19 protein-coding genes are annotated in these 22,412 nt (G+C 62.2%); 9 read left to right on the plus strand and 10 right to left on the minus strand.

All coding sequences use genetic code 11. From position 1 onward, the window contains the following. Position 1: 1 nt before the first annotated feature. From X738_RS54615 to X738_RS54635, 6 genes are all read right to left on the minus strand, one after another. Positions 2 to 691, minus strand: a complete 690-nt coding sequence (locus X738_RS54615; RefSeq protein ID WP_023798560.1) for a class I SAM-dependent methyltransferase — start codon at positions 689 to 691, stop codon at positions 2 to 4. Between the two features lie 154 nt (positions 692 to 845). Further along, the gene (locus X738_RS54620) at positions 846 to 1,571 is read right to left on the minus strand and encodes an alpha/beta fold hydrolase (RefSeq protein WP_210163889.1); all 726 of its coding nucleotides are present in this window, start codon (positions 1,569 to 1,571) and stop codon (positions 846 to 848) included. Between the two features lie 307 nt (positions 1,572 to 1,878). Next, positions 1,879 to 2,832, minus strand: a complete 954-nt coding sequence (locus tag X738_RS86010; protein ID WP_198032799.1) for a helix-turn-helix transcriptional regulator — start codon at positions 2,830 to 2,832, stop codon at positions 1,879 to 1,881. Then, complete coding sequence (locus tag X738_RS86015) at positions 2,808 to 3,512, minus strand: hypothetical protein (RefSeq protein ID WP_198032800.1); 705 nt, start codon at positions 3,510 to 3,512, stop codon at positions 2,808 to 2,810. Before X738_RS86015 ends, X738_RS86010 begins: the two co-directional genes overlap by 25 nt. A 334-nt stretch (positions 3,513 to 3,846) precedes the next feature. Further along, a complete protein-coding gene (locus X738_RS54630; RefSeq protein WP_023798562.1) occupies positions 3,847 to 6,450 on the minus strand; it encodes a TRAP transporter permease in 2,604 nt (867 codons plus the stop codon). A gap of 72 nt (positions 6,451 to 6,522) precedes the next feature. After that, complete coding sequence (locus X738_RS54635; RefSeq protein ID WP_023798563.1) at positions 6,523 to 7,506, minus strand: TAXI family TRAP transporter solute-binding subunit; 984 nt, start codon at positions 7,504 to 7,506, stop codon at positions 6,523 to 6,525. 117 nt (positions 7,507 to 7,623) lie between these two features. On the opposite strand from X738_RS54635, the gene X738_RS54640 reads away from it, so the two are divergent. After that, on the plus strand, positions 7,624 to 8,496 hold the full coding sequence (locus tag X738_RS54640; RefSeq protein WP_198032801.1) for a MurR/RpiR family transcriptional regulator: 873 nt from the start codon (positions 7,624 to 7,626) through the stop codon (positions 8,494 to 8,496). Between the two features lie 10 nt (positions 8,497 to 8,506). Here the strand turns inward: X738_RS54640 and X738_RS54645 are convergent, their stop codons facing one another. Then, positions 8,507 to 9,829, minus strand: coding sequence for an aspartate aminotransferase family protein (locus tag X738_RS54645; protein ID WP_023798565.1), 1,323 nt, complete (start codon positions 9,827 to 9,829; stop codon positions 8,507 to 8,509). 94 nt (positions 9,830 to 9,923) lie between these two features. Here X738_RS54645 and X738_RS54650 point away from each other — a divergent pair, with 94 nt between their 5' ends. Together X738_RS54650 and X738_RS84675 are read left to right on the plus strand one after the other, a co-directional pair. Further along, entirely contained in the window at positions 9,924 to 10,781 is an 858-nt protein-coding gene (locus X738_RS54650; protein WP_031254680.1) for a 3-keto-5-aminohexanoate cleavage protein, read from the plus strand. 113 nt (positions 10,782 to 10,894) lie between these two features. Next, a complete protein-coding gene (locus X738_RS84675) occupies positions 10,895 to 11,170 on the plus strand; it encodes a hypothetical protein (RefSeq protein ID WP_198032602.1) in 276 nt (91 codons plus the stop codon). 84 nt (positions 11,171 to 11,254) lie between these two features. Here X738_RS84675 and X738_RS54660 read toward each other — a convergent pair whose 3' ends face one another. Next, positions 11,255 to 11,941 carry a N5-glutamine methyltransferase family protein gene (locus tag X738_RS54660; RefSeq protein ID WP_023798568.1) on the minus strand — a complete coding sequence of 229 codons (687 nt, stop codon included), beginning with the start codon at positions 11,939 to 11,941 and terminating at the stop codon, positions 11,255 to 11,257. A gap of 372 nt (positions 11,942 to 12,313) precedes the next feature. Here X738_RS54660 and X738_RS54665 point away from each other — a divergent pair, with 372 nt between their 5' ends. Next, positions 12,314 to 12,988 carry a LuxR C-terminal-related transcriptional regulator gene (locus tag X738_RS54665; protein ID WP_023798569.1) on the plus strand — a complete coding sequence of 225 codons (675 nt, stop codon included), beginning with the start codon at positions 12,314 to 12,316 and terminating at the stop codon, positions 12,986 to 12,988. 66 nt (positions 12,989 to 13,054) lie between these two features. On the opposite strand, the gene X738_RS54670 is transcribed toward X738_RS54665, so the two are convergent. Next, positions 13,055 to 14,806 carry a PAS domain S-box protein gene (locus X738_RS54670; protein WP_023798570.1) on the minus strand — a complete coding sequence of 584 codons (1,752 nt, stop codon included), beginning with the start codon at positions 14,804 to 14,806 and terminating at the stop codon, positions 13,055 to 13,057. Positions 14,807 to 15,052: 246 nt separating this feature from the next. Between X738_RS54670 and X738_RS54675 the strand changes: the two genes are divergently transcribed. After that, complete coding sequence (locus tag X738_RS54675; protein WP_023798571.1) at positions 15,053 to 15,793, plus strand: helix-turn-helix transcriptional regulator; 741 nt, start codon at positions 15,053 to 15,055, stop codon at positions 15,791 to 15,793. 124 nt (positions 15,794 to 15,917) lie between these two features. Here X738_RS54675 and X738_RS54680 read toward each other — a convergent pair whose 3' ends face one another. After that, on the minus strand, positions 15,918 to 16,220 hold the full coding sequence (locus tag X738_RS54680) for a DUF982 domain-containing protein (protein WP_023798572.1): 303 nt from the start codon (positions 16,218 to 16,220) through the stop codon (positions 15,918 to 15,920). Between the two features lie 188 nt (positions 16,221 to 16,408). On the opposite strand from X738_RS54680, the gene X738_RS54685 reads away from it, so the two are divergent. From X738_RS54685 to otsB, 4 genes are all read left to right on the plus strand, one after another. Then, positions 16,409 to 17,470, plus strand: coding sequence for a glycosyltransferase family 4 protein (locus X738_RS54685; RefSeq protein WP_023798573.1), 1,062 nt, complete (start codon positions 16,409 to 16,411; stop codon positions 17,468 to 17,470). A 44-nt stretch (positions 17,471 to 17,514) separates the two neighbouring features. Continuing rightward, positions 17,515 to 19,677, plus strand: a complete 2,163-nt coding sequence (locus tag X738_RS54690) for an amylo-alpha-1,6-glucosidase (RefSeq protein WP_023798574.1) — start codon at positions 17,515 to 17,517, stop codon at positions 19,675 to 19,677. A gap of 153 nt (positions 19,678 to 19,830) precedes the next feature. Further along, complete coding sequence (locus tag X738_RS54695; RefSeq protein ID WP_023798575.1) at positions 19,831 to 21,591, plus strand: alpha,alpha-trehalose-phosphate synthase (UDP-forming); 1,761 nt, start codon at positions 19,831 to 19,833, stop codon at positions 21,589 to 21,591. Continuing rightward, on the plus strand, positions 21,588 to 22,349 hold the full coding sequence (gene otsB / locus X738_RS54700; protein ID WP_023798576.1) for a trehalose-phosphatase: 762 nt from the start codon (positions 21,588 to 21,590) through the stop codon (positions 22,347 to 22,349). Before X738_RS54695 ends, otsB begins: the two co-directional genes overlap by 4 nt. Positions 22,350 to 22,412 lie beyond the last annotated feature (63 nt).

The raw sequence follows: 22,412 nt of genomic DNA on the forward strand, positions 1-22,412 counted from the left end.
CTCAGCACCTGAGTTGAAGGCCGTGCTTTCGGGTGATCGTCTCGACGGTGACGTCCTTCAGTCCGGCCTTCGCCAGCTCGCGGGCAAGCCGCTCCGGATCGCTGAGCTGAAACGGTAGTGGCGGCGGGTCCATCGGCGGACCATTAAACCCCGGGCGTACTGATTGAACGGCCCCGACCAAGAATGCGAGGAAGTCGATTTGATGCGGGTCGCCATAGGCAATGACCAGCACCCGCCCTCCAGGTTTGACAACCCGCGTCATCTCCCGAATGCTCCTCGGCATGTCGGGAAAGAGCATGACCCCAAACTGAGATCCCGCGGCGTCGAAGCTGTCCTCGTCAAAGGCAAGCGCATGCCCGTCCATTACGCGGGTGTCGATTTCCAGGCTTTCCCGGCTGGCGCGCTCTCGCAGCAGGCGGAGCATGACGGGAGACTGGTCGACAGCGACCACCTCGGCACCGATCCGAGCTGCCGGAATACTGAGCGCGCCGCTGCCGGATGCAATGTCGAGAAAGCGCCTGCCGGGGCGGAGCCCTGCCCTGACCAGACTCTCATTGCCAAGCCAGATCTGTGTTTCGGTATTCGTCCGATCGTAACCCGAGGCAATTCGGTCCCAAGCCTCGCGTGTGTCCGGCAGCGCCTGAGGAACCGCGGATTCGGCCTCGCGCCGTCGATAATGTGGAGCGGCCACCCAAAACGGACGCTCGCGGCTTCCGCTACAGGCAATGGGGTGGCAAGATCGTGCCGCCCCCAGATCAGGAAGGTCGGGATTCTGATGCGTGCCAGTTCTTCTGATGGGATTGCGGGAAATCCGAATTGCTCCATCAGGCTTTGCTGGGTCGGCTTCAACTCTGGTGCCTGCGCGCGATCAAGATTGTAGGCTTGCAGCCGCTCCCAGCTCTCGCCCATATGATTGCGCAGCGCGTCGAGGTCAAAGGCGCACTGCTGCCAGAGGCGGTCATGGTTTTCCGGACTTGGCTCCGTGATGAACGCGGCGAGCGCCGCACCGAATTCAGGCGCCGGCTGAAACGGCGCGAGCCGAGCGCATCCGACAGCACCATGCAGCGGAGCTTGTTACCATGCTTGGCGGCAAAGCGGGCGGCAATTGCGGCGCCGAGAATTTGGCCGACAAGAATGGGCGGTGTCGGGCAGGTGCGTTCGATGAGTTCGCCAAGCCACGCGAGCACACGATCGGAATGGACCGGACCCTCGATTGTCCCAGACGCGCCATGGCCCGGCAGATCCGGCGCGATCACGTGATGTGTTCTCACAAGCTCCGGGAGAATTCGCAGCCACTTTGCTGCATGTTCTCCTGGGCCGTGCAACAGCACGATCGGTGGTCCCGCGCCGCCCTCCAGTAGCTCGGTTGAGATGCCGGCCATTTCGAGCCGCCGTTCGGCGATCGGCAGCCCGGTGAGCAGGCGCTTGCGGGCAGCTTCTCCGAATATGCGGTTCGATTCAATTGCCGCCGGGGTGGTGGTGTAACCTTCAACGTGAGACATCATGGCCTCCCTCCTGTTGATAGTAAGATTTCGTCTTGCACGTGCCGCCTGGCCGCTTGGGCTGCTCACGCGCTGGAGCGCGCGCTGCGAGCGGTTGACACGCTGTTCTCGGCTCGCGCGAGCCCCAATCCGAACCACAACGTCCAAAGCGCCACACAGAATCGGTATGTGACATCGCTTCCTCCTTTCATCGTGGCCGGATGTTTGCCGCGCGATCACCGAGTCCGTCCTGCAGTCTGCAGGCGAGTTGCGCCGAGGCGCCGCGCATCCATAGCCGACAGGTGCAAGCTTAGGGCGGAAGGGAGGGCGGCGCTTCGGGCGAACCACCCAATGGCGCCGATGACGGCATGGGTGTTTCCACCCATGCCGGGCGCGCTCAGACTAGGCGGTGCTCGTAGGCCCAGGCGGTGGCGGCGGTGCGAGTGGGGACGTCAAGCTTGTTGAAAATATTGCTGACGTGCCTGTCCACTGTCTTCCCGCTCAAATGCAGTTCGTTGGCGATTTCCTTGTTGGTTTTACCGGAAGCGATCCGGCGGAGAACCTGCAGTTCGCGGGCAGAGAGGCCGCGGGCTTCGTCCGGCCGCGTGTCAAGCAGTGTATCGATGCGAGAAACGTCGGGCGTGGCACCAAGCTGCTGAAATACTGTCCGGGCTACCTGCAGCTCCAGTACCGCACCGTCGTTGTCACCGAGGGCGCGGCAAGCCAAGCCCATGATGACACCTACGCGCGCTGCTTCGTATGGCGCGTCGACTTGCTGCCACGCCTCGATTGCCCGGCGCAGCCAAATCGCCGCGGCTTGCGCTTCGCCGTCTGCCAGTTCCACCGCTCCCCGCGCGTGAGAGGCAAGGGCGCGCAACGGTTCGGTTCCGTACATTTCTGCAATGTCCGCCAGTTCGTGGCAGGCACGCCGTGCTTCCTCGATGTCGCCAGCCGCCAGCATGATCTCGACGTGAGCAGACAGCAGCCGAATGCGCTTCACTTGGTCGGTCGTCGCGGCCATGACGCGCCGGATTGCGGCCGCAGCCGTACCGACGTGCCTTTCAGCCAACCGCAACAGGGCAAGGCCCGGCTGCGGTTCGAAGCCATACTGGCTTGCACTCCGATATGCCTGCTCGGCCGCATCAAAGTCTCCGCGAAGGCGGTGTACTTCCGCCAGCTGGTACCACGCCCCAGCCGTATCTTTCCGATTGTTCGACTGCGTCAAACGCTCCACGGCCTGCTGCGCTTTGTCGATCGCGTCCTGCCATGCGCCACTGAGCCGCTTGATATCGGCGCGATGCATCAGGCAGGTGCCGCTGAAACTGATCAGCTGGGGCTGTTCGGCGACCATCGCCCCAGGGCGGAGGTCCATTCGCGCGCGCGGCCCAGATCATGGACTTGCTGACACGCTTCGATCACGCTCCAGTAGATCAAGCCGGTAAGCAGCGGCGACAATTCACCGGCCATGACCGAAACCATCGCCTCGTCGAGGAGCGCGAAACCTTCCGCGGTTCGCCGCTGTCGCAACAGAACACGGCCCTGCAAATGCCGTGCACAGGCCACCAGATCCGCGTCCGCAAAGCGCTTGCCAATCTCGACCGCGCCACTCGCCGCAGCGTATGCCGCTTCAAGGTTGCCCGAAGCAAGATGCTGTTCGACGTGGGGCAGCATCAGGTAACCGTGTTCGGCACAATCATCTGGCTCGCGTTCGAGCAGCCGATGCGCCCGCCCAAACCAGCCGGCCGCCTGAGCCATCTCCCCGCGAAAGACAAGGCGCAGGCCAAGCCAGAAGGCGCAACGGGCGGCGCGATGACACTTGCCAGCGTCGAGATATGCACGATGGGTTCGCTCCAGGGCCCGCAGGTACTCCTCGTCGCGCCCGGTCAAATAGGCCGACATCGCCAGCCGTTCGAGATCGTCTACTGCGAGCGGAGCCGCTTCGCCGGCGCGCGCGAGGAACCGATAGGCGTCGTCCCACGCCCTTTCTTCGTAAGCTTCACGACCGAGGGCGAGCTGATCCGTCTCGTCCAAGGACCCGCTGTTGAATTGCTGTCGATCTGACCTGCCCATCGGCGTTGGTTCCGGAGACGAACAGAAATCCTGGCCATCAATGGCTGCTTTGGAGCCACGGTGGAAGTATAGCATGCACGAACGCGAATGACCCGGAATGCACTTAAAAGCGCTCTGAATGGGAACGTCCCGGACGACAGCAATAAGTCGATGCCGTCTACTAGGTGCCTGTCCAATCACCGTCGTATGGCGGAAACCGGCCAATCCCGTCGTGTGAACGTTGCCATGGCGCTTGGGGTGTCATTCGCGCCCTACCGGAATCGACCCCCGCCAGCTGTTGTCAACCGCTCCAGTCTCAGCCTGCCGGCCCGGTTTCCTTCGTGTCGGCCTGCTTGCGCGCCCGCGCAAATTGCAGCCCGGAAACGCCGGCGGTCGCAGCCAGCGCCAAGCCGATCGGAATGAGGCTCGAGGGCTGGTCGGCCTTTCTGAGTACCGCCACCACGTCATACCCGACATCCAGCCCGATGCGCTTGGCGTAGGATCCGAAATCGACATTGCTGATCATCAGCGCGTCGCCCGCTTGCGTGATGGTAAGGCCGATGCCGCGCAGCCGCTCCAGTGGCTCGCCCGGTTCGCCAAGCGGCACGTTGACCGTCTTGCGGACATCTTCGCCCATGAGGTCGACGCCCTCGACGACGAAATTGATGCGGCCATCCGCCGGCGTCTGCGCCACCGCCGACAGGAACTCGCTTGCCGGCAACTCCTCGTAAGGCGGTGACACCTGGTTGAGCCACCAGTCCGGCCGAAACAGCGTGAAGCAGATGAGCAGCAGCGCCGCACTTTCCCAAAGTCGGCTTTTGGTCACGAACCAGTTCATTGTCGCGGCTGAAAACAGCAGGATGGCGATCAACGAGACAGTCGCCACCCAGATCGTCTGCGGCCAGGTGTCGACTCCGATCAGCAGCATCGCCGGGTTGAAGATGAAAACGAACGGCAGGATCGCCGTGCGCAGCGAATAGAGCGCGCCCTGGAAGCCGGTGGCGATCGGATCCTCCTTGGAAATCGCCGCCGCCGCGAACGCGGCCAGCCCAACGGGCGGGGTGATGTCGGCCATGATGCCGAAGTAGAAGACGAACAGGTGGACCGCGATCAGCGGGATCGGCAGTCCGGCCTGGGCGCCGAGATCGACCACGACCGGCGCCATCAGCGTGGCGACCAGGATGTAGTTTGCGGTGGTCGGGATGCCCATGCCGAGCACCAGGCTGATCGCGGCGATGAGGATCAGCATCAGGATGACATTGCCGCCGGAAATGAACTCGACGAGTTCCGTCATCATCAGGCCGAGACCGGTCAGTGTGATCGTGCCGACGACGATGCCGGCGGTGGCCGTGGCGATACCGATGCCGATCATGTTGCGGGCGCCGAGCGCCAGCCCGTCGATCAGGTCGTCCCAGGCAGCCCGCACTGAGGCGGCGAGATTTTCTTTGCGGAACAGCGCCATCAGCGGCTTGCGGGTGGCGACAATAGCGAGGATTGAAACGGTCGCCCAGAACGCCGAAAGGCCGGGCGACATCTGCTCGACCATCAGGCACCACAGAAGCACCGCGATCGGGATGAGGAAATCGAGCCCGGTCCGCGTGACGTCCCAGGCGCGCGGCAGTTCGAGGATCGGCGCGTTCGGATCGTCGAGTGCGAGGTCAGGATAGCGCGAGGAATACCAGACCGAGGCGACGTAGAGAGCGACGCCGGCGAGCGCGAGCAGCGGCGGCGCGGCCCCACCGAAGACAGCCTGGATAGCAACGATGCCGTAATAGACGATACAGACGGCGAGAACGCTGCCGGACAGTCCCAGTCCCATCCGCAGCATCCGTTCTCTTGCCGGCGTCGGACGCTGCGGGATCGTCTTCAGGCCCATCTTGATCGCTTCGAGATGAACCATGTAGAGCAGCGCGATATAGGAGAAGACCGCCGGCAGCAGCGCATGCTTGACGATCTCCGAATAGGGAATGCCGACATATTCGACCATCAGGAAGGCGGCCGCGCCCATGACCGGCGGCATGATCTGGCCGTTGATCGAGGCTGAAGCCTCAATGGCGCCCGCCTTGACGCCGGAAAGGCCGGTGCGCTTCATCAGCGGGATGGTGAAGATGCCGCCTGAAACCACGTTGGAGACGGATGAGCCGGACACGACGCCGTTGAGGGCCGACGAGACCACGGCGACTTTCGCCGGGCCGCCGCGCAGGTGGCCGAGCAGCGCGATGGAAATCTGCATCATCCAGTTGCCGGCGCCTGCCTTTTCCAGAAGCGTGCCGAACAGGACGAACAGAAAGACGAAGCTCGTCGACACGCCAAGTGCAATCCCGAAGACGCCTTCGGTTGTCAGCCATTGATGGTTGAGAAACTTGGTGAGCGATGCGCCGCGATGCTGAATCACGTCCGGCATGTACTGGCCGGCAAAGGTGTAGAAGATGAAGACACACGCCACGACCACCATCGGAAGGCCGAGCGCACGGCGCGTCGCCTCGAGCAGCAACAGGATGCCAACGGTGCCGGTCACCAGATCGAGCGTGGTCGGCTGGCCCGGCCGTCCGGAAAGCACGACGTAAAAGAGAAAAAGGTAGGCGCCGGCAAATCCGCCGACCACGGCCAGCACCCAGTCGAGCAGCGGCACGTGATCGCGGGGCGAGGATCTCAGCGCCGGATAGGCGAGAAAGGTCAAGAACAGCGCGAAGCCGAGATGGATAGCGCGCGCTTCCGTGTCGTTGAGAATGCCGAAGCCGAACACGAACGGCAAAGGCGAAGCGTACCAGAGCTGGAAAAGCGACCACGCGACTGCAACCCAGAGCAGGATTCGCCCGACCGTGCCAACCGGATGCCGGCCACCCGTGTCGGCCTCCGCGACAAGTTGTTCGAGCTCTTCGAGATCGACGCCGGCCGGTTGTGCCTTCACTTCGCTCATGACGTCGTCTCCTGTTGCGGATGGCCCCGGCGGATCAGCTGGACCCGCCTGACCGTCGTCAGGTCACGAAGCCTACTTCAACCAGCCCTTCTCCTTGAAGTATTTTTCAGCGCCCGGATGCAGCGGCGCGGAATTTCCTTCCGCCACCATCTTGGCGGGATCGAGATTGGCGAAGGCCGGATGCAGCGACTTGAACTCGTCGAAGTTCTCGAACACCGCCCTGGTCAATTGATAGACGCTCTCATCGGGAACCTTGGCCGAAGTGACCAGCGTGGCGAGCACGCCGAAAGTCCCGGTATCGTCGGGATTGTTTGCGTAGAGTCCGCCCGGAATGATCGCCTTGGCGTAGTACGGATTCTCGGCGACAAGCTTGTCCACGACTTCTCCAGTCAACGGCACCAGCTTGGCGGCGCAGGTGGTCGTCGGATCCTGGATGTTCGCTGAAGGATGGCCGACGCCGTAGAAGAACCCGTCGATCTTGCCGTCGCAGAGCGCCGGCCCGTGCTCGTCAGCCTTCAGCTCCGATGCGAGCGAAAAGTCGGCCAACGTCCAGCCCATCGCACCGAGCAGACGCTCCATGGAAGCGCGCGTCCCGGAACCGGGATTGCCGACGTTGAAACGCTTGCCCTTAAAATCCTCGAATTTCGTCACGCCGGCATTGGGATGCGCCAGCACCGTGAACGGCTCCGGATGGATCGAGAAGACCGCGCGCAGATCGGTATGGGGGCCACCGTCCTTGAATGATTCCAGCCCCTTGTAGGCGTTGTACTGGACGTCCGACTGGGCCATGCCGAAGTCGAGTTCGCCTTCCTTGATCGTGTTCACGTTGAATGCCGATCCGCCGGTCGATTCGACCGAGCAGCGGATGCCGTGTGTCTTGCGATCCTTGTTGAGCAACCGGCAGATAGCGCCGCCGGCGGCATAGTAGACGCCGGTGACGCCACCGGTCCCGATGGTAACGAAATTCTGCTGCGCCATTGCGCTGGCAGAAAACAGCAGCGCCGCCGACAAGGCGGCGATCTGCGCTCCGAGGCGTGCAGTCCGGGCATGTTTCATCTGGTTCTCCCTTGGTACTTTGCGTGCCGTCGCGGCCGTCCGGTGTTTTGGTGTCAAGGCACGTCGATGCATGCTACGATTGTTGCGCTTTATCAATCAAGGGAAATGCTTGTTACAATGGACAGTCGGGAGATGGGTTTCGACGCGCTTTTGGCGCGCATACTGACCGAACTCCCAAAATTGAGCTCGGAACTGCGCAAGGCGGCGCGTTTCCTGGTCGATCACCCCGACGAGGTGGCGCTGGTGTCCATGCGGGTGCTGGCCTCGAGATCAGAGGTGACACCGACGACCTTCGTGCGACTGGCACGGCGACTGGGTTTTGGCGACTGGGCGGCGCTGCGCAAGCCGTTCGAAGACCGGCTGCGCTCCGGCAAGGCGCCTTTCGCGGCAAGGGCCGATGCGCTTGTCAGGCGCAGGTCGGAGACGATCTTCGCCGAATCGCTGAGGACGACGGTGGCCAATCTGGCGACGGCCGAAGCCGTCAACGGCAGCGAAGAAATCGCAAGGGCCTGCGCGATACTGGAGAAGGCTCAGCGCATACGTGTCGCCGGGTTCCGAAGCTGCCGCGCGCCCGCCCACGCGCTTGTCTATCTCTGCCGGATGTTTCGGCGCGAGATCACGCTGCTCGGCGGCGACGGCGGTGCGATCGAGGCGGAACTCGCAGCGCTTGGAAAGAAGGAAGCGGTCGTCGCGATCGGCTTTTCGCCCTATTCGCGTGAACTCGGGCCCGTGGTGGAAGCTGCGCAACGACACAGCGTTCCGATTGTCGCGATCGTCGACAGCATGGCTGCTCCGATCGCGCGGCATGCGCAGGTTGTCTTGCGATTCTCTACCGACAGCCCGTCCTTCTTCCCGTCGGTAGCCGCAGCCATGGCTATCGTGGAAGCGCTGGCCGCAACGATGCTGGCGCGCAGCGGGCCGGCCGCCGCGGCTCGTGTCAGGGAGACGGAATTGGAGTTACAGGCGTTCGGGGCCTATCTGCCGGAATGAGGAGCGCTGGCTATGCCACCGCCGCGTCTATCGCGTCGCCGAGCCGTTCAACAACCGCGTCGATTGCCGCGGCGTCTATGATGAAGGGCGGCGCCAGCAACACATGATCGCCGCGCACGCCGTCGATCGTGCCCCCTGCGGGATAGACCAGCAGGCCGCGCGCCATCGCCTCGCGCTTGATCTTCGCATTGAGCTTCCGCTTCGGTTCGAAGGGCGCCTTGGTCGAGCGATCCTCGACCAGCTCTACACCCATGAAAAGGCCACGGCCGCGAATGTCGCCGATATGGGCATGGTTGCCGAGCCGTTCGACCAGTCGCCGCGAAAGATGCTCTCCCATCGCCCGGACATTGGCGAGCAGATCGTCGCGAGCAATCACCTCCTGGACGGCGAGCGCCGCCGCGCAGGCCATCGGGTGGCACATATAGGTGTGGCCGTGCTGGAAGAAGCCGGAGCCTTCGGCGAAAGCGTCGAAGATGCGGCGCGAAAGCAGCACCGCACCGATGGGTTGGTAGCCGCCACCGAGGCCTTTGGCGATTGTTATCAGGTCGGGCGCGACGCCGTCCTGCTCGCAGGCGTGCAGCGTGCCGGTGCGGCCCATGCCGCACATCACCTCATCGAGGATGAGGAGCACACCGTAGCGGTCGCAGATTTCGCGAACGCGCCTGAAATAGCCGGGAACCGCGGGCACAGCTCCTGCTGTCGCGCCGACCACAGGTTCCGCGACGAAGGCCATGACAGTGTCCGGACCGAGTTCGAGAATTCTATCCTCGAGCGCCTGGGCGGCGCGCAGTCCGTAGGCCGCCTCGCTCTCACCGGCTTTCTGGTAGCGGTAGGCATAGCATGGGTCGATGTGATGCGTGTCGATCAGCAAAGGGCGGAATTGGGCGCGGCGCCACTCATTGCCCCCGGCAGCGAGAGCGCCGAGCGTGTTGCCGTGATAGCTCTGGCGGCGGGCGATGACGTTTCGCCGCTCTGGCCTGCCGGTCTCGACGAAAAACTGGCGGGCCATCTTGAGCGCCGCCTCCACCGCTTCGGAGCCGCCGGACACGAAGTAGGCGTGGCTGATACCTTGTGGCGCGCCGGCGGCGAGCTTGTCGGCCAATGTCTCGGCCGGCTCGTTGGTGAAGAAGCTGGTGTGGGCATAGGCGAGCTTGTCGGCCTGCGCATGGAGCGCGGCTGTCACCTCGGGATGGCCGTGGCCGAGGCAGGAAACCGCCGCGCCACCTGACGCGTCGATATAGGCGCGGCCATCGCGGTCGAACAGTTCGATGCCCTTGCCGCCAGCCGCGACGGGCAGGCTCGCGTGGATCTGGCGGTGCAGGATGTGTGTCATGCCTTCCCCGATTGACGATGGCGCGATTTGCAGCGAACCTATCATGCAACATATGTTACACACTGCGCAATACTGAAACAATTGGACTGAGCCTATGACCGCCGACAGGGACGCGACCGGCCCCGGACTTATCGCACCGACGGCAATCGCCGTTGCGCCGAATGGTGGACGGCGTGGCAAGCAAGACCACCCTGCCCTGCCGATCGGCCCCTGGGAATTGGCCCGGACCGCCGCCGCCTGCCTCGAGGCGGGCGCCGCCATGATCCATACCCATGTCCGCGACCGCGACGGCGGCCATTTGCTCGACGCGCACGCCTATCGCGAGACGACGAAAGCGATACGTGATGCGGTGGGCGAGCGGCTGATCATCCAGATCACCAGCGAAGCGATCGGCCGCTACCGGCCGGCCGAGCAGATGGCGGTGGTACGCGCTGCCCGCCCTGAGGCGGTTTCGCTGGCGCTGCGTGAACTGGTGCCGGACGCCGCCCATGAGACCAATTTCGCGCAGTTCCTGTCGTGGTTGAAGAGCGAGCGGATCGCCCCTCAGATCATCCTTTACGCGCCCGAAGAGGCGTCGGCGTTGGCCGCCATGCAGCAGCGCGGGCTGGTGCCTTTCGACGACATCCCGGTGCTCTATGTGCTCGGCCGCTACACCCCGGGACAGGTTTCGCGACCGGCCGATCTGCTGCCCTTCCTTGCGCATGACCGCCCGCGCTTCGCGCACTGGATGGTCTGTGCCTTCGGTCGGCAGGAAACCGCTTGCGTTACGGCCGGTGCGCTCCTGGGCGGTCATGCCCGCGTCGGCTTCGAGAACAATTTTACCCTGGCCGACGGCACGACTGCCAAGGACAATGCCGCGCTCGTGACAGCGACCAAAGGCGCTCTGACTGCTTGCGGCGTCAGGATCGCCCAAGCCAGCGACCTGCGCGCCGCTTGGTCGATCCAGGGCTAACCCTCGCCCGCGCGCTTCGTCGGTTCGTCACATTTGTCGAAAATCTCTTTGCTACGCTGCAACCGAACTTTTTGGCTGACGTTAAGGTTGCAACGGGCGCTGGGGAGGCCTTTATGCAGACGTACCTCGTCGAACAAATGGAGGGCGATGACGTGATCACGGTGCGTGTCATCAACGCGCCGAGCCCCTTCAAAGCCGCCGCCATGTCGACAGATCGACATGTTACGCTGCGAAGGTGGGAAAAGGATTGGATCCGAGTAACCGACGAGAACCGGGGACACATCTTTGCATACAGCTTTGTCTCCGACGCAAACCCGGACAACAGCGGGCTTGTAATAGCACCGAATAAATCAAGAAAAGCCCAAAAAGCCGATCAGGGACGCGAGTAAGCGCCACCTTTTTTGCTTTTTGCTGGAGCGCGCCAGAAGCGTGAACACTGCGAATTGAGCCAGCCGTTGCGGCATGGCTGACGCTCACGGCGTGGTATGTCCCACAACCACCCTTCCCTCGCCGGCTTCGTTCGTGACCGCCCGGATCCCGTGGAAGGACTTGGAGCGCTCCAGCAAACGCATGACCTGCCGGTCCTGGCCGAGACCGACCTCGAAGAGCAGGATGCCTCCGCGCCGCAAGTAGCGCGGCGCGTCCTTGATCACCCGCATATGGATGCTCAGGCCGTAGGGGCCGGCTGCAAACGCTTCACGCGGCTCGAGCTCGGTCAGATGCGCGCGGTCGCCCTCGAGCCGCTTTTCCGAAATGTAAGGCGGGTTGCAGACGATCACGTCGATCGTGTCATCAAGCTGCAAACCCGAGAAAGCACTGAACAAGTCACCCCTCAGCACCGACACGCGATCTGCCATGTCGTGATGGGCGACGTTGCGGCGCGCGACCTCGACGCATCCATCGGTGAGATCGCTTGCCCAGACTTGCGCGGCAGGAGCGTAATGCGCGATGGCGCAGGCCAGATTGCCGGCTCCGCAGCACATGTCGACAACCCGCGGCGTCGACAGGTTCATTCGCCGCAGAACATCAAGTGCTGTCGTGCCGAGCAACTCCGTCTCCGGCCGGGGAACGAGCGCACCGGGCGCGATGAGCAACTCCAGCCCCATGAAGATGGTGCGGCCTTTGCGGTAGGCTTCGGCGACACTGATCTCTTCGCTCACGACAGCTCCCTCCCTGTCTTGCCGGTCGCAGTGCCCGACAATTGAGTGGAAGTTAAATCACTAAGTTCCCGATCGACAATCGAAAAACACGCCTCGCCATGGGCATTGGCGATCGCGAGCTATCGGCATCGTCTCAAGGCGTTGGCACATCGTCCTGGAGGATAGGAGCGGATGATTCAACGTGTCCAGCGGCTCCCGTTGACAGGGTTCAAAAAAAGAGGAGCCTTACCCGCCTTTTAGGATTATATTAGCAAGCTGGGCTTGCGGTGTTGGGGCACCGCTGGCGTTGACTGGATGAATTGACGAGTGATTGGCCACGACTCCAAAGGCCGGTGACCGTTCAATCCATTCAGGTTTCGTTGGGGTAGTTCAATGTATCGAATCGTCATCGCCGACGATCACGGCCTGTATCGTCGTGGCCTGCGCTTGGCTCTGAGCGCAGGCATTCCAGGTGTGGAGATATTTGAGGCGTCGTGTTTCGACGCCGCGCTCAGTCTGCTGGCCGAGCAGGAGTCCGTTGATCTTGCGATCCTGGACCTGAACATGCCGGGATTGTTCAATCAGGAAGTGCTCAGCGGTATTCTATCGGCTTATCCGGATACGCGATTTGCCATCGTTTCCGGAAACGATTCACGCTCGGAGATACTCACGGCTCTGTCGATCGGTCTCCACGGCTATATCGTAAAGTCGCAAAAAGACGAGGAGGTCGTCATGGCCGTCAACGAAATCCTCTCGGGCCGCATCTACGTCCCTGCACTTCTGTCGCGCCCCGGTGCTGCGCAAACAACTCACGTAGCTGCTCCCGTCGAGCCTGTCCCGCAGCGACGTACCACCACCAGCAATCTTGGCAGGCTGACCTCGAGGCAAAAGGAGGTCCTCAAGCTGATGGCGGAAGGGTATTCGAACAAGGAAATCGCGCGCGATCTGGAGATCGCCGAAGCGACCACGAAAATCCATGCCGCTGCGGTTTTGCGTGAGCTTGGGGTGCGGAATCGGACGGAGGCTGCCGTTATGCTGAAGACATGGTTAACTAGGGATATCAATTAATTAGAGCGCTACGTTCTTTTGATACGCGAGGGCGTTGTTAACGCTTCCGATCTTGGCCCGCTGGCGTCAAGGGCCGATTTCCTTGCGCGACAGCCGCAGCGAATAGCGCAGCCCGTGATCCGTCATTTCCAGCTTGGGGGAGTGACCGACAAGCGGCGCCCCATCCACTCCGATTATCATTGAACCGAAACCATGGCGGACAACTTTTGAAGGTGGCCGCCGCCGCCCTGATTCCACCCAATCGAACACGATGTCACCGCCCGCATCTTCCGATGCGAACGTCCAATTTACCTCGACCCGGCCCTTTGAATCGCCAAGCGCTCCATGTTTCAAGGAATTGGTCGCAAGCTCGTGAACAATCATCGCAAAGCTCTCGGCGGCGCCTCCCGACATCGTAACCGAAGGACCGCCGACAGATATTTCGCGTGTCCCCATATACGGTTGCAGCTCCTGGACAACGAGATCGTGAAGCATCCCCGACCCGCTGCTGTTGCCCGAAAGGAGCAGATGCGTTGCCTCGAGCGAACGAATCCTGTCGATGAGCGTCTCCTTGTACCTGGCGAGATTGTTCTCGGGATCATTGACCATGTTCACCAGTGCCGTGATCACCGGGAACAGGTTGATGAACCTGTGGCGTTGCTCGAGCATGATGCGCTCCCGCTTCTTTGCCGCGGCACGCAGCAGCGTGGTTTGCCGTCGCTCGGTCAGGTCGGCGGCCACGCCGAGCCGCTGTAGACGATCATCGTATTTCTCTTCCCTTCCGCGCAGAGCAACCCAGCGGATATGTCCGTCCGGGCGTCGGACGCGAATCTCGACGTCGTAGTTGGTGACCGATGCGAGCTTTCTCGATACGGCCAGCTTTGGCCAGTCCGCCGGATGAACGACGGCCGACAGTTCCTCCAACCGGCGGCTGCCGGCCGGAGGCAGTCCGAGAATGTCCCAGAACGCGCCCGAACCGGTGACGATGCCGTCTTTAAGGTCGATCCGCCACGTGGCCAGGCGTCCAGCAGACAAAGCGAGATCCAGCCACTCCTTCTGAGCCCGAAGCGCTTCGTGCACGGCTCGTCGTCCCGAGATATCGTCGACCACCACGAAAATGGTCTCTGAGAGAACCCCGTCGGGCACGGACAAAGACAGCGTTAGCCGCGCCCAGAATGCCGAACCGTTCTTTCTTGACAGACGCACCTCCGAAGCGAACGAAGCGGAGTCTTTGCCCAGGCCAGCCAGCAATTGCGCCAAGGCATCACGGTCGTCCGGGTGAACGAGTGTCTCCAGCTGCAATTGGGCAAGCTCGTCCTCCTCGTAGCCTGTCATCTCGCTGAGGCGTCTGTTGGATTGCAGCAGCTCACCTTTCTCGTTGATGTTTGCGAACCCCATGGCGGCGCGCTCGAAAGCCCAACGATAGCGGCTTTCGGTTGCTTCGACGGCAGCGAGCCTGGCTTCGGCTACCTCCAGAAGCTCACGCACGTCCTGCCGCAGCCGATGGAATGTCATGGCAATCACGCCACCGGAAATCAGAAGCAGGATGGCGCGCGCCCAATCTTCTCCGGAGATCTGACCATGCAGGGTGCTTCGTGTCCACAAGCCGGCAGCCACCATCAGGACCGTCGCCGCAAGCGCAGGACCACGGTCTTCAAGGTAGGAAATGATAATAATAGCTGGAATAAATTCCAGGAAACTCGACCCTTCTCCGATGTATGCTGACGCTTTTGTTTCAAATATCAGCGTAGCAGCCAGCACCGATGCGGAGGCAATGTGAGTTAGCAGTCTGCCTGTTGGGTTCAAATCCGACCTGCGCGACTGCCAGTTCATCGACATAGACTACTACCTTTTGACTAGGCCATCGAGACTAGAGCAAAAAACGTACAACCTAGTCCGACTGCGGGATTGCCATACCACTATCACAGCGCGCATTTTATCAAACAGGGGCGAACAGAACTCATCAGAATATAACGAGTTTCAAGACAGTAGGGAGCGCATTTTTTGCGAGCCCTGCGCAAGAAGACTGTTCGTAAATCCCGGGCAAGTTACTACGGGCTGATGGACCTTTGGGGAGGTTGGAAAATGGCTATGATCGATAGATACAGTGATGCCGTTGTGGGCGACCGGTACATCACGACAGGAACCAAGTATAACCCTGACGCGCAGGTGACGCGGCCCTCCTATGCTTATCCTTCAGCTCGTGCATCCGATCGGCCGGAGACAGAGGGCGACGAACCAAGGAGACGCAGCCTGGAATCCGTCACCGGCATGCTTGATCGCCTCGGCTGTGGCTATCTCGTACTAGACCGCGATAGAAAAGTAATCGAATGGAACGCGGCCGCTCTAACCACGCTGGAGCGCCCCACGCCGGAGCGCCCCACTCTGGAGCACAAAGGCGAAGCGGCTGATACAGCCAGTGTGCTTTCGGCAGCCCTAAGGCGGCTGGTCGCAAACGTCCCGGCGCCTTTCCTGCCCGGCTCCCTTTCCTGGGTGGTGATCCGCAGCACAGGTGACAGGCCGGTGGTACTGAAAGAGAACGGTCTTATCGCCCCCGATGGAACGAGCATCGTGGCATTGCTTGGCCGTGTGAACAGGTCGGGGCCAAACCCTCAGACACTGCAAAGGATGTTTGGCCTGACGAGCGCGGAAACGCATCTGGCTCTGCGTTTGGCTCAGGGCGATGCGCCGTTGGAGATCGCCCGCAGCTGGCGGCTCAGCCGCACCACGATCCGCTCACAGCTTGCCTCGCTGTTCGCCAAGACCGAAACGAGACGTCAGGCGGAACTGGTGGCTCTTCTGGGGCGGATTTCGGTCTTGCCATGATTTTGGGGTCGGCCTGGATCCAGGCGCCCAGGCATCCTGCGCACCGACGCAGATCGCCGCTGTCGCGGTGACGCTGCTCGCCAACTGGGCCGGTCGGCAAACTGGCACCTGGGAGCGCTGGCGTCTATCGCCGAGGCGTGTATGCGCTGTCCATCTTTTCGCCGCGTATCGGCAGCGCTATGTCATCATCCAGGAGCCGGGTGATCCGGGCAAAGCCCTTAAAAGCCTTTCTTGCTTCCTCGGCAGACATCCGACCTGCCAGTGCCGCAGCGCAGCAGTTCAGCGCGCATTGATACACCGGGCCGCGCCTACCCTTCGGCCAGTGGCGCAAAAACGTCATCGCTTCGCTGACATTGTCGATTTCTTCCACAGGCTCTCTGTGCCCGCGCGCAATTCGCACCGGCGTAAAGAATTCCAGGCGATTCATCTTTTCCTCCCGTCGATCGCGATGCGTTCGATCGAACCTAGTTAAATTCACGGCCAGCCAATTGGTTCCCGGCAAAAACGCCGGCTGGGTGAATCGCCAGTCATCGCCCGACTTCTTGCCGTTGCGGAACGTTCGGGGGAGTGGTGCATTTCGACATCAGCGATGATCTTTCTGGGAAATGCCAGTCTATGAAAATAGCCCATGTGGCGCCGCTCCACGAATCCGTGCCGCCTCGGCTCTATGGAGGCACGGAGCGCATTGTCTCCTATCTGACCGAAGGGTTGGTCGAGCTGGGCCATGACGTAACTTTGTTCGCCAGTGGCGATACAAAGACCTCGGCAAAATTGGTGCCGTGCCGCGAGCGTGCGCTGCGTCTTGACCCAAGCCCGCTGAAGTCCGAGACAGCCGCGCACCTTTCGATGCTTTCCGAGGTGAGGAAACGAGCTCACGAATTTGATATCATTCACTTCCACCTCAGCCATTTCCTGCATTTTTCCTTCTTCGAGCACATCCATCAGCGGACGGTGACGACGCCGCATGGCAGGCTCGACTATGTCGATCTGGCACCGGCCTATGAGCGTTTTCCGCGCTTTCCGATGATCTCCGTGTCCGGCAGCCAAAGGACGGGGCTGGCCGACGCCAACTGGCTGGCGACGATCCACCACGGGCTGCCGACCGAACTCTACAAGGCGGTTTTCGAGCCGAGCCCAGGCGAGCCCTACCTCGCCTTCCTTGGCCGGATGTCGCGCGACAAGCGTCCGGATCGTGCCATTGAGATCGCGCTGCGCTCGGGGCTGAAACTGAAGCTTGCAGCAAAGATCGGCGACGACGACCGGGCATATTTCCGCAACATGGTCGAGCCGCTGGTCGACGGCGATCGTGTCGACTATGTCGGCGAGATCGAGGAAGACAAGAAGGCGGAATTCCTCGGCAACGCGGCCGGCCTCGTATTCCCGATCGACTGGCCGGAGCCGTTTGGTCTTGCCGTTATAGAAGCGATGGCCTGCGGCACGCCGGTGATCGCCTGGAAATCCGGCGCCTTGCCGGAAATCGTCGATCAACGCGTGACCGGTTTTATCGTGGATTCCATGCAAGGGGCGGTCGCCTCGGTGCCCGACTTGCTGCGGCTCGACAGGCGGAGGGTGCGAGCTGTCTTCGAAAGGCGGTTTTCTGCCAAAAGAATGACCCGCGACTATGTTTCCGTTTATGCGCGCCTGATCGGCGCCTCGACCGAAGCAAGAGCGTCGTGAGCGGCTTTACCTCGGGGGGGCGAAACGAGAGGGATATGTAGAGAATGGCCCAACTCGACGAGCGCAGGCTTGATCCCTCGGTAGCGCTTGCGTCCCTGGACGCTACCGCACCTCGAGAGCCGCATCGGCTGTTCGCCCTCAAGCAAGGCGATTGTTTTGCCGTGTCCGACGCCTACGGCGATATCCGCGGCGCCGGCGACGGTTTCTTCCGTGACGACACGCGAGTGCTTTCCGAATTCCGGCTGACCGTCGGCGACCGGCAGACATCGCTGCTCGGTGCGTCGCTCAGCCAGGACAATGTGCTCTTCACCTCCAACCTGACCAATCTGCCGATGCAGAGCGTCCGCGGCCGGGACATTCCGCAGGGCGCGATCCATATCGAGCGCGTCAGGCTGCTTTGGCAGGACCGGCTGTTTGAACGCATCACCCTTTCCAACTACAGCCAGGAACAGTCGACCATCCGCGTTTCGCTGCATTTTGCCGCCGATTTCCGCGACATGTTCGAAGTGCGCGGCTCGACAAGGCCGAAGCGCGGCATGGCCCATGCTGCCAAGACGGATGCGACCTGCGTGCTGCTTCGCTACGACGGGTTGGATGGGCTGGCGCGGATGTCGGCGATATCGTTCTCGCAGGCGCCAGACCAGCTGACGGGCGACCGTGCGGATTTCCTGATTGCCGTGACGAGGCGCAGCCGCAAGATGCTGTATGTCGAAGTCGGTCCCGAAATGGCGGAAACGCCGAACCGCGATCGTTTCCGCGCCGCCGCGGCCCGGGCTCGCTTCGGCATGCGGGCCAAGCGCCGCCACGGTGCTACGGTGCACAGTTCCGGGCGCGTCTTCAACGATTGGGTCGAGCGTGCCCGCGCCGATGTGGCGCTGCTGACCACCGAGCTTTCGACCGGACCCTACCCCTATGCGGGCATCCCCTGGTTTTCGACGGCGTTCGGCCGCGACGGCGTGATCTCCGCCTTGCAGATGCTGTGGCTCAACCCGGGCCTGGCGCGAGGCGTGCTGGCCTTCCTTGCCCAGCACCAGGCGACTGAGACATCGCCGTTCAGCGATTCGCAGCCGGGCAAGATCATGCACGAGACCCGCAAAGGCGAAATGGCGGCGCTGCGGGAGCTCCCCTTCGGCCGTTACTATGGCGGTGTCGACACGACGCCACTCTACATCCACCTCGCCTGCGCCTATGCGGACCGTACAGGTGACATGGCGTTCGTCGACAGCCTGTGGCCGTCGCTCTGCGCTGCGGCTGAATGGACCGAGGAGGCAAGCCGGCCGACCGGCTTCGTCACCTATCAGCGTGCCGCCGAGTCCGGCCTCGCCAACCAGGGATGGAAGGACAGCCACGATTCCGTCTTCCATGCCGACGGCCGAACCCCCAGGGGACCGATCGCCCTGGTGGAGGTGCAAGGCTATGCCTTTGCCGCGTTCCGGGGGTTGGCGGCGCTCGCCCGCCGCCGCGGCGAGATCGACAGGGCCTATCATTGGGAGAGCAGCGCCGAAGCCATGCGCGCCGCTGTGGAGCGCCATTTCTGGCTGGACGATCTCGGCTTCTATGCCTTGGCGATCGACGGCGCCGGCGAGCCCTGCAAGGTGCGGACGTCTAATGTCGGGCACCTTCTCTATGTCGGCCTCCCCGCGCCGGCACGGGCGCAGATGGTCGCCGACCAGCTGCTTTCGGCGTCCTTCCATTCGGGCTGGGGGCTGAGGACGCTCGCCGACGATGCTGTGTTCTTCAACCCGATGTCATACCACAACGGCTCGATCTGGCCGCATGACACCGCCATTTGCGGCGCCGGTCTGGCACGCTTTGGCGAGCGTGAACACGTGATCCGGCTGATGAGCAGCACCTTCGAATCGGCGGTCCACTTCAACATGCGGTTGCCCGAACTGTTCTGCGGCTTTACCCGCGCGCCGGGCGAGGCGCCGATCGCCTATCCCGTCGCCTGCCTGCCGCAGGCATGGTCGGCTGGGTCTGCCTTCATGCTGATGCAGGCCTGCCTCGGTCTCGAGATCGATGGCTGGGACGGCGAAATCCACGTCACCCGTCCCAGGCTGCCGATCGGCATCGACACGCTGACGCTGAGGCATCTTGGCGTTGGCACCAGGAAGGTGGATCTGACATTCCAGCGTGTCGGCGACAGGGTGGTCGCCTTTCTCGCCGACCGGCACGAGGGATTGGTGCCGCTCATCGTGCGGACCTAGTTTGGCTTTTCGCATGGAACCAGCTGCCGGGCTGCAATTAGCGGAACCGATGGCCCGTCCGAGCGTTCCGACGCACGGCAGCTGATTGGCGGCTGCGAGTTTCGAAAAACAATCAAAAGGGCCACCGACCGGCCGGAGAAGATCGTTGTTCCCATGTCAGACTTTGGCACAGAGGTACTCTGGGTTCTAATCATTGCAAGCCTTGGCCTTTCCGCTGTTGCCCTGGTGTTCTCGATATCCCGCCGGCGCCACATACCTGCGGCCGCATCCTCCCCAGGCGATGACCTGGCTTCGGAAGCGGCTCGCACGGTGCTGCGGGAGTTTGAAAAGAATGGCCACTCGGCCGATGCAGCGCTGATCACATGGTCGCCCGACACCTTGCGCAAGATCCTGGCCGACGATCTGCCGGAGACGCAGGTGATCGTCGTATCCAACCGCGAGCCCTACATCCACAACACCAGGAATGATGGCATCGAGCTCCTGGTGCCGGCCAGCGGGCTGGTTTCGGCACTTGAGCCGATCACCCGCGCCTGTGCCGGCACCTGGATTGCGTATGGCGGCGGAACAGCGGACCGTCTTACCGTCGATGAGAACGACCGGGTTGAAGTGCCGCCCGGCAATCCGTCCTACACGCTGCGCAGGGTCTGGCTGAGCGAGGAAGAATACCAGGCCTATTATCTAGGCTTCGCCAATGAAGGCCTGTGGCCGCTTTGTCATATCGCCTTCACCCGCCCGATTTTTCGGGCGTCGGACTGGCAGGCCTATGAAGCCGTCAACCGGAAGTTCGCCGACACGGTGGTTGCCGAAGCGCGCAACGAGCGGCCGATCGTGCTGGTCCAGGACTACCATTTCGCGCTCTTGCCGCGCATGATCCGTGAGCGCCTGCCCGAGGCGATCATCATTACTTTCTGGCATATCCCATGGCCGAACTCGGAAGTGTACAGCATCTGTCCATGGCGTGAACGGATCCTGGAAGGTTTGCTCGGCAGCTCCATCATCGGCTTCCATACGCAGTTTCATGCCAATAATTTCACCGAGAGCGTCGATCGCATCCTGGAAAGCCGGATAGAACGGGCGGACGCGGCGATCTCCTATGGCGGGCAAACGACTCTGGTCCACGCTTACCCCATCTCCATAGAATGGCCGGCCGAACTGCTGGCAAGATTGCCGGCCGTCGAGGAATGCCGTGCCCGTGTGCGCCAAAGATTCGGGCTGCCTGCGAACGTCAAACTGTGCGTCGGCGTCGAGCGCCTCGACTACACCAAAGGCATTCCCGATCGCTTTCACGCCTTGGACGAATTGTTCACGCGATATCCCGAATGGGTAGGCAAAGTGGTTTTCCTGCAGGTCGCGGCGCCGAGCCGGGGCACATTGCCGGCCTACCAGCAACTTCATGACGAATGCCATCGCTCTGCCGAAGAGCTCAACCAGCGCTACGGCAGCGACAACTACAGTCCCGTCCTGATGCTCGCCGAACATCATTCGCAGGAGCAGGTCTACGAGATCTATCGCGCCGCCGACATATGCATGGTCACCAGCCTGCATGACGGCATGAACCTGGTGGCCAAGGAATTCGTCGCGGCGCGCGACGACGAACAGGGCGTGCTGCTGCTCAGCACCTTTGCCGGCGCTTCGCGCGAACTGCTGGAGGCACTGATCGTCAACCCCTATGATGCGACCATGATGGGCGAGGCGCTGCTGCAGGCGCTGACCATGACGCCGGACGAGCAGCGCGAGCGCATGCGGCCCATGCGCGAGATGATCCGCGACAATAATGTGTATCGCTGGGCCGGCAGCATGCTCTTGGACGCTGCGCGCCTTCGCAAACGCGGGGTGACCGGCAACGGCGAGCGGCCATCCAACAGCAACAACGTCGTTTCCATCTTCGAGCGGGCACGAAAGGCGGCGTCGTGACGGACCTACGACTGCCGCTGGCCCCCGACCTGCCGGAAGGGCAATGGGCGCTTTTTCTCGATATCGACGGCACCTTGCTGGAACATGCCGCTCATCCCGACGCTGTGTTCGTCGGTGATGAACTGCGTCAGCTTCTCGGAAATATAGAGCGAAGGCTGGGCGGCGCCCTCGCCTTCATCACCGGGCGTTCGGTCTCTGCCGCGGACAGATTGTTTCATCCCCTGAAACTGCGCGTTGCCGGGCTATACGGCCTCGAGCATCGGTTAACGGCGGACGGTCAAGTCGACCTTGCCGACGCTCCGGCGGATATCGCGGCTCTTGCCGACGAGATTGAGGCCGAACTGGGTGGACGCAAGGTCTATGTCGAGCGCAAGGGGCCAGTCTTGGCCATCCATACCCGCGCTGCGCCGCAACTGCTTGCCCGGGCAACGCAGCTTGTCGAACAAGCATTGACGCAGCTTCCGCGGGGGTACCGCGTGATTGCCGGAAACGCTGGCGTGGAACTCATGCCGCTGGAAGCCGTCAAAGGAGCTGCCATCCGGCGTTTCATGGAAATCCAGCCCTTTGCCGGCCGGCGACCCGTATTCCTCGGAGATGACACTTCGGACGAAAACGGTTTCGAGGCAATAAACGAGGGCAACGGCATCTCTATCCGCGTGAAGGCGCGCGGACCGACGGCTGCAAGCTATGTTCTGGACGACGTGACCCAGGCAATAGCCTGGCTCGAGGCCAATTTCGGCGCGGCGTGGGTGTCCTGATCGCGATCCCGGTGATCATCAGACAGGCTCGCGCCATGGCTAATCCCATCAACGCCGATTGGT

Origin of the sequence: Mesorhizobium sp. L48C026A00 (genome assembly GCF_000502375.1) — a bacterium.
Taxonomy (GTDB): Bacteria; Pseudomonadota; Alphaproteobacteria; order Rhizobiales; family Rhizobiaceae; genus Mesorhizobium; species Mesorhizobium muleiense.

Coding starts and splice junctions, on each gene's coding strand:
- X738_RS54690 (WP_023798574.1), top strand. CDS start 17,515: ATGGCCCAACTCGACGAGCGCAGGCTTGATCCCTCGGTAGCGCTTGCG.
- X738_RS84675 (WP_198032602.1), top strand. CDS start 10,895: ATGCAGACGTACCTCGTCGAACAAATGGAGGGCGATGACGTGATCACG.
- X738_RS54670 (WP_023798570.1), bottom strand. CDS start 14,806: ATGTCGATGAACTGGCAGTCGCGCAGGTCGGATTTGAACCCAACAGGC.
- X738_RS54680 (WP_023798572.1), bottom strand. CDS start 16,220: ATGAATCGCCTGGAATTCTTTACGCCGGTGCGAATTGCGCGCGGGCAC.
- X738_RS54635 (WP_023798563.1), bottom strand. CDS start 7,506: ATGAAACATGCCCGGACTGCACGCCTCGGAGCGCAGATCGCCGCCTTG.
- X738_RS54665 (WP_023798569.1), top strand. CDS start 12,314: ATGTATCGAATCGTCATCGCCGACGATCACGGCCTGTATCGTCGTGGC.
- X738_RS54640 (WP_198032801.1), top strand. CDS start 7,624: ATGGACAGTCGGGAGATGGGTTTCGACGCGCTTTTGGCGCGCATACTG.
- X738_RS54685 (WP_023798573.1), top strand. CDS start 16,409: ATGAAAATAGCCCATGTGGCGCCGCTCCACGAATCCGTGCCGCCTCGG.
- X738_RS54650 (WP_031254680.1), top strand. CDS start 9,924: ATGACCGCCGACAGGGACGCGACCGGCCCCGGACTTATCGCACCGACG.
- X738_RS54675 (WP_023798571.1), top strand. CDS start 15,053: ATGGCTATGATCGATAGATACAGTGATGCCGTTGTGGGCGACCGGTAC.
- X738_RS54645 (WP_023798565.1), bottom strand. CDS start 9,829: ATGACACACATCCTGCACCGCCAGATCCACGCGAGCCTGCCCGTCGCG.
- X738_RS54695 (WP_023798575.1), top strand. CDS start 19,831: ATGTCAGACTTTGGCACAGAGGTACTCTGGGTTCTAATCATTGCAAGC.
- X738_RS54630 (WP_023798562.1), bottom strand. CDS start 6,450: ATGAGCGAAGTGAAGGCACAACCGGCCGGCGTCGATCTCGAAGAGCTC.
- X738_RS86010 (WP_198032799.1), bottom strand. CDS start 2,832: ATGGTCGCCGAACAGCCCCAGCTGATCAGTTTCAGCGGCACCTGCCTG.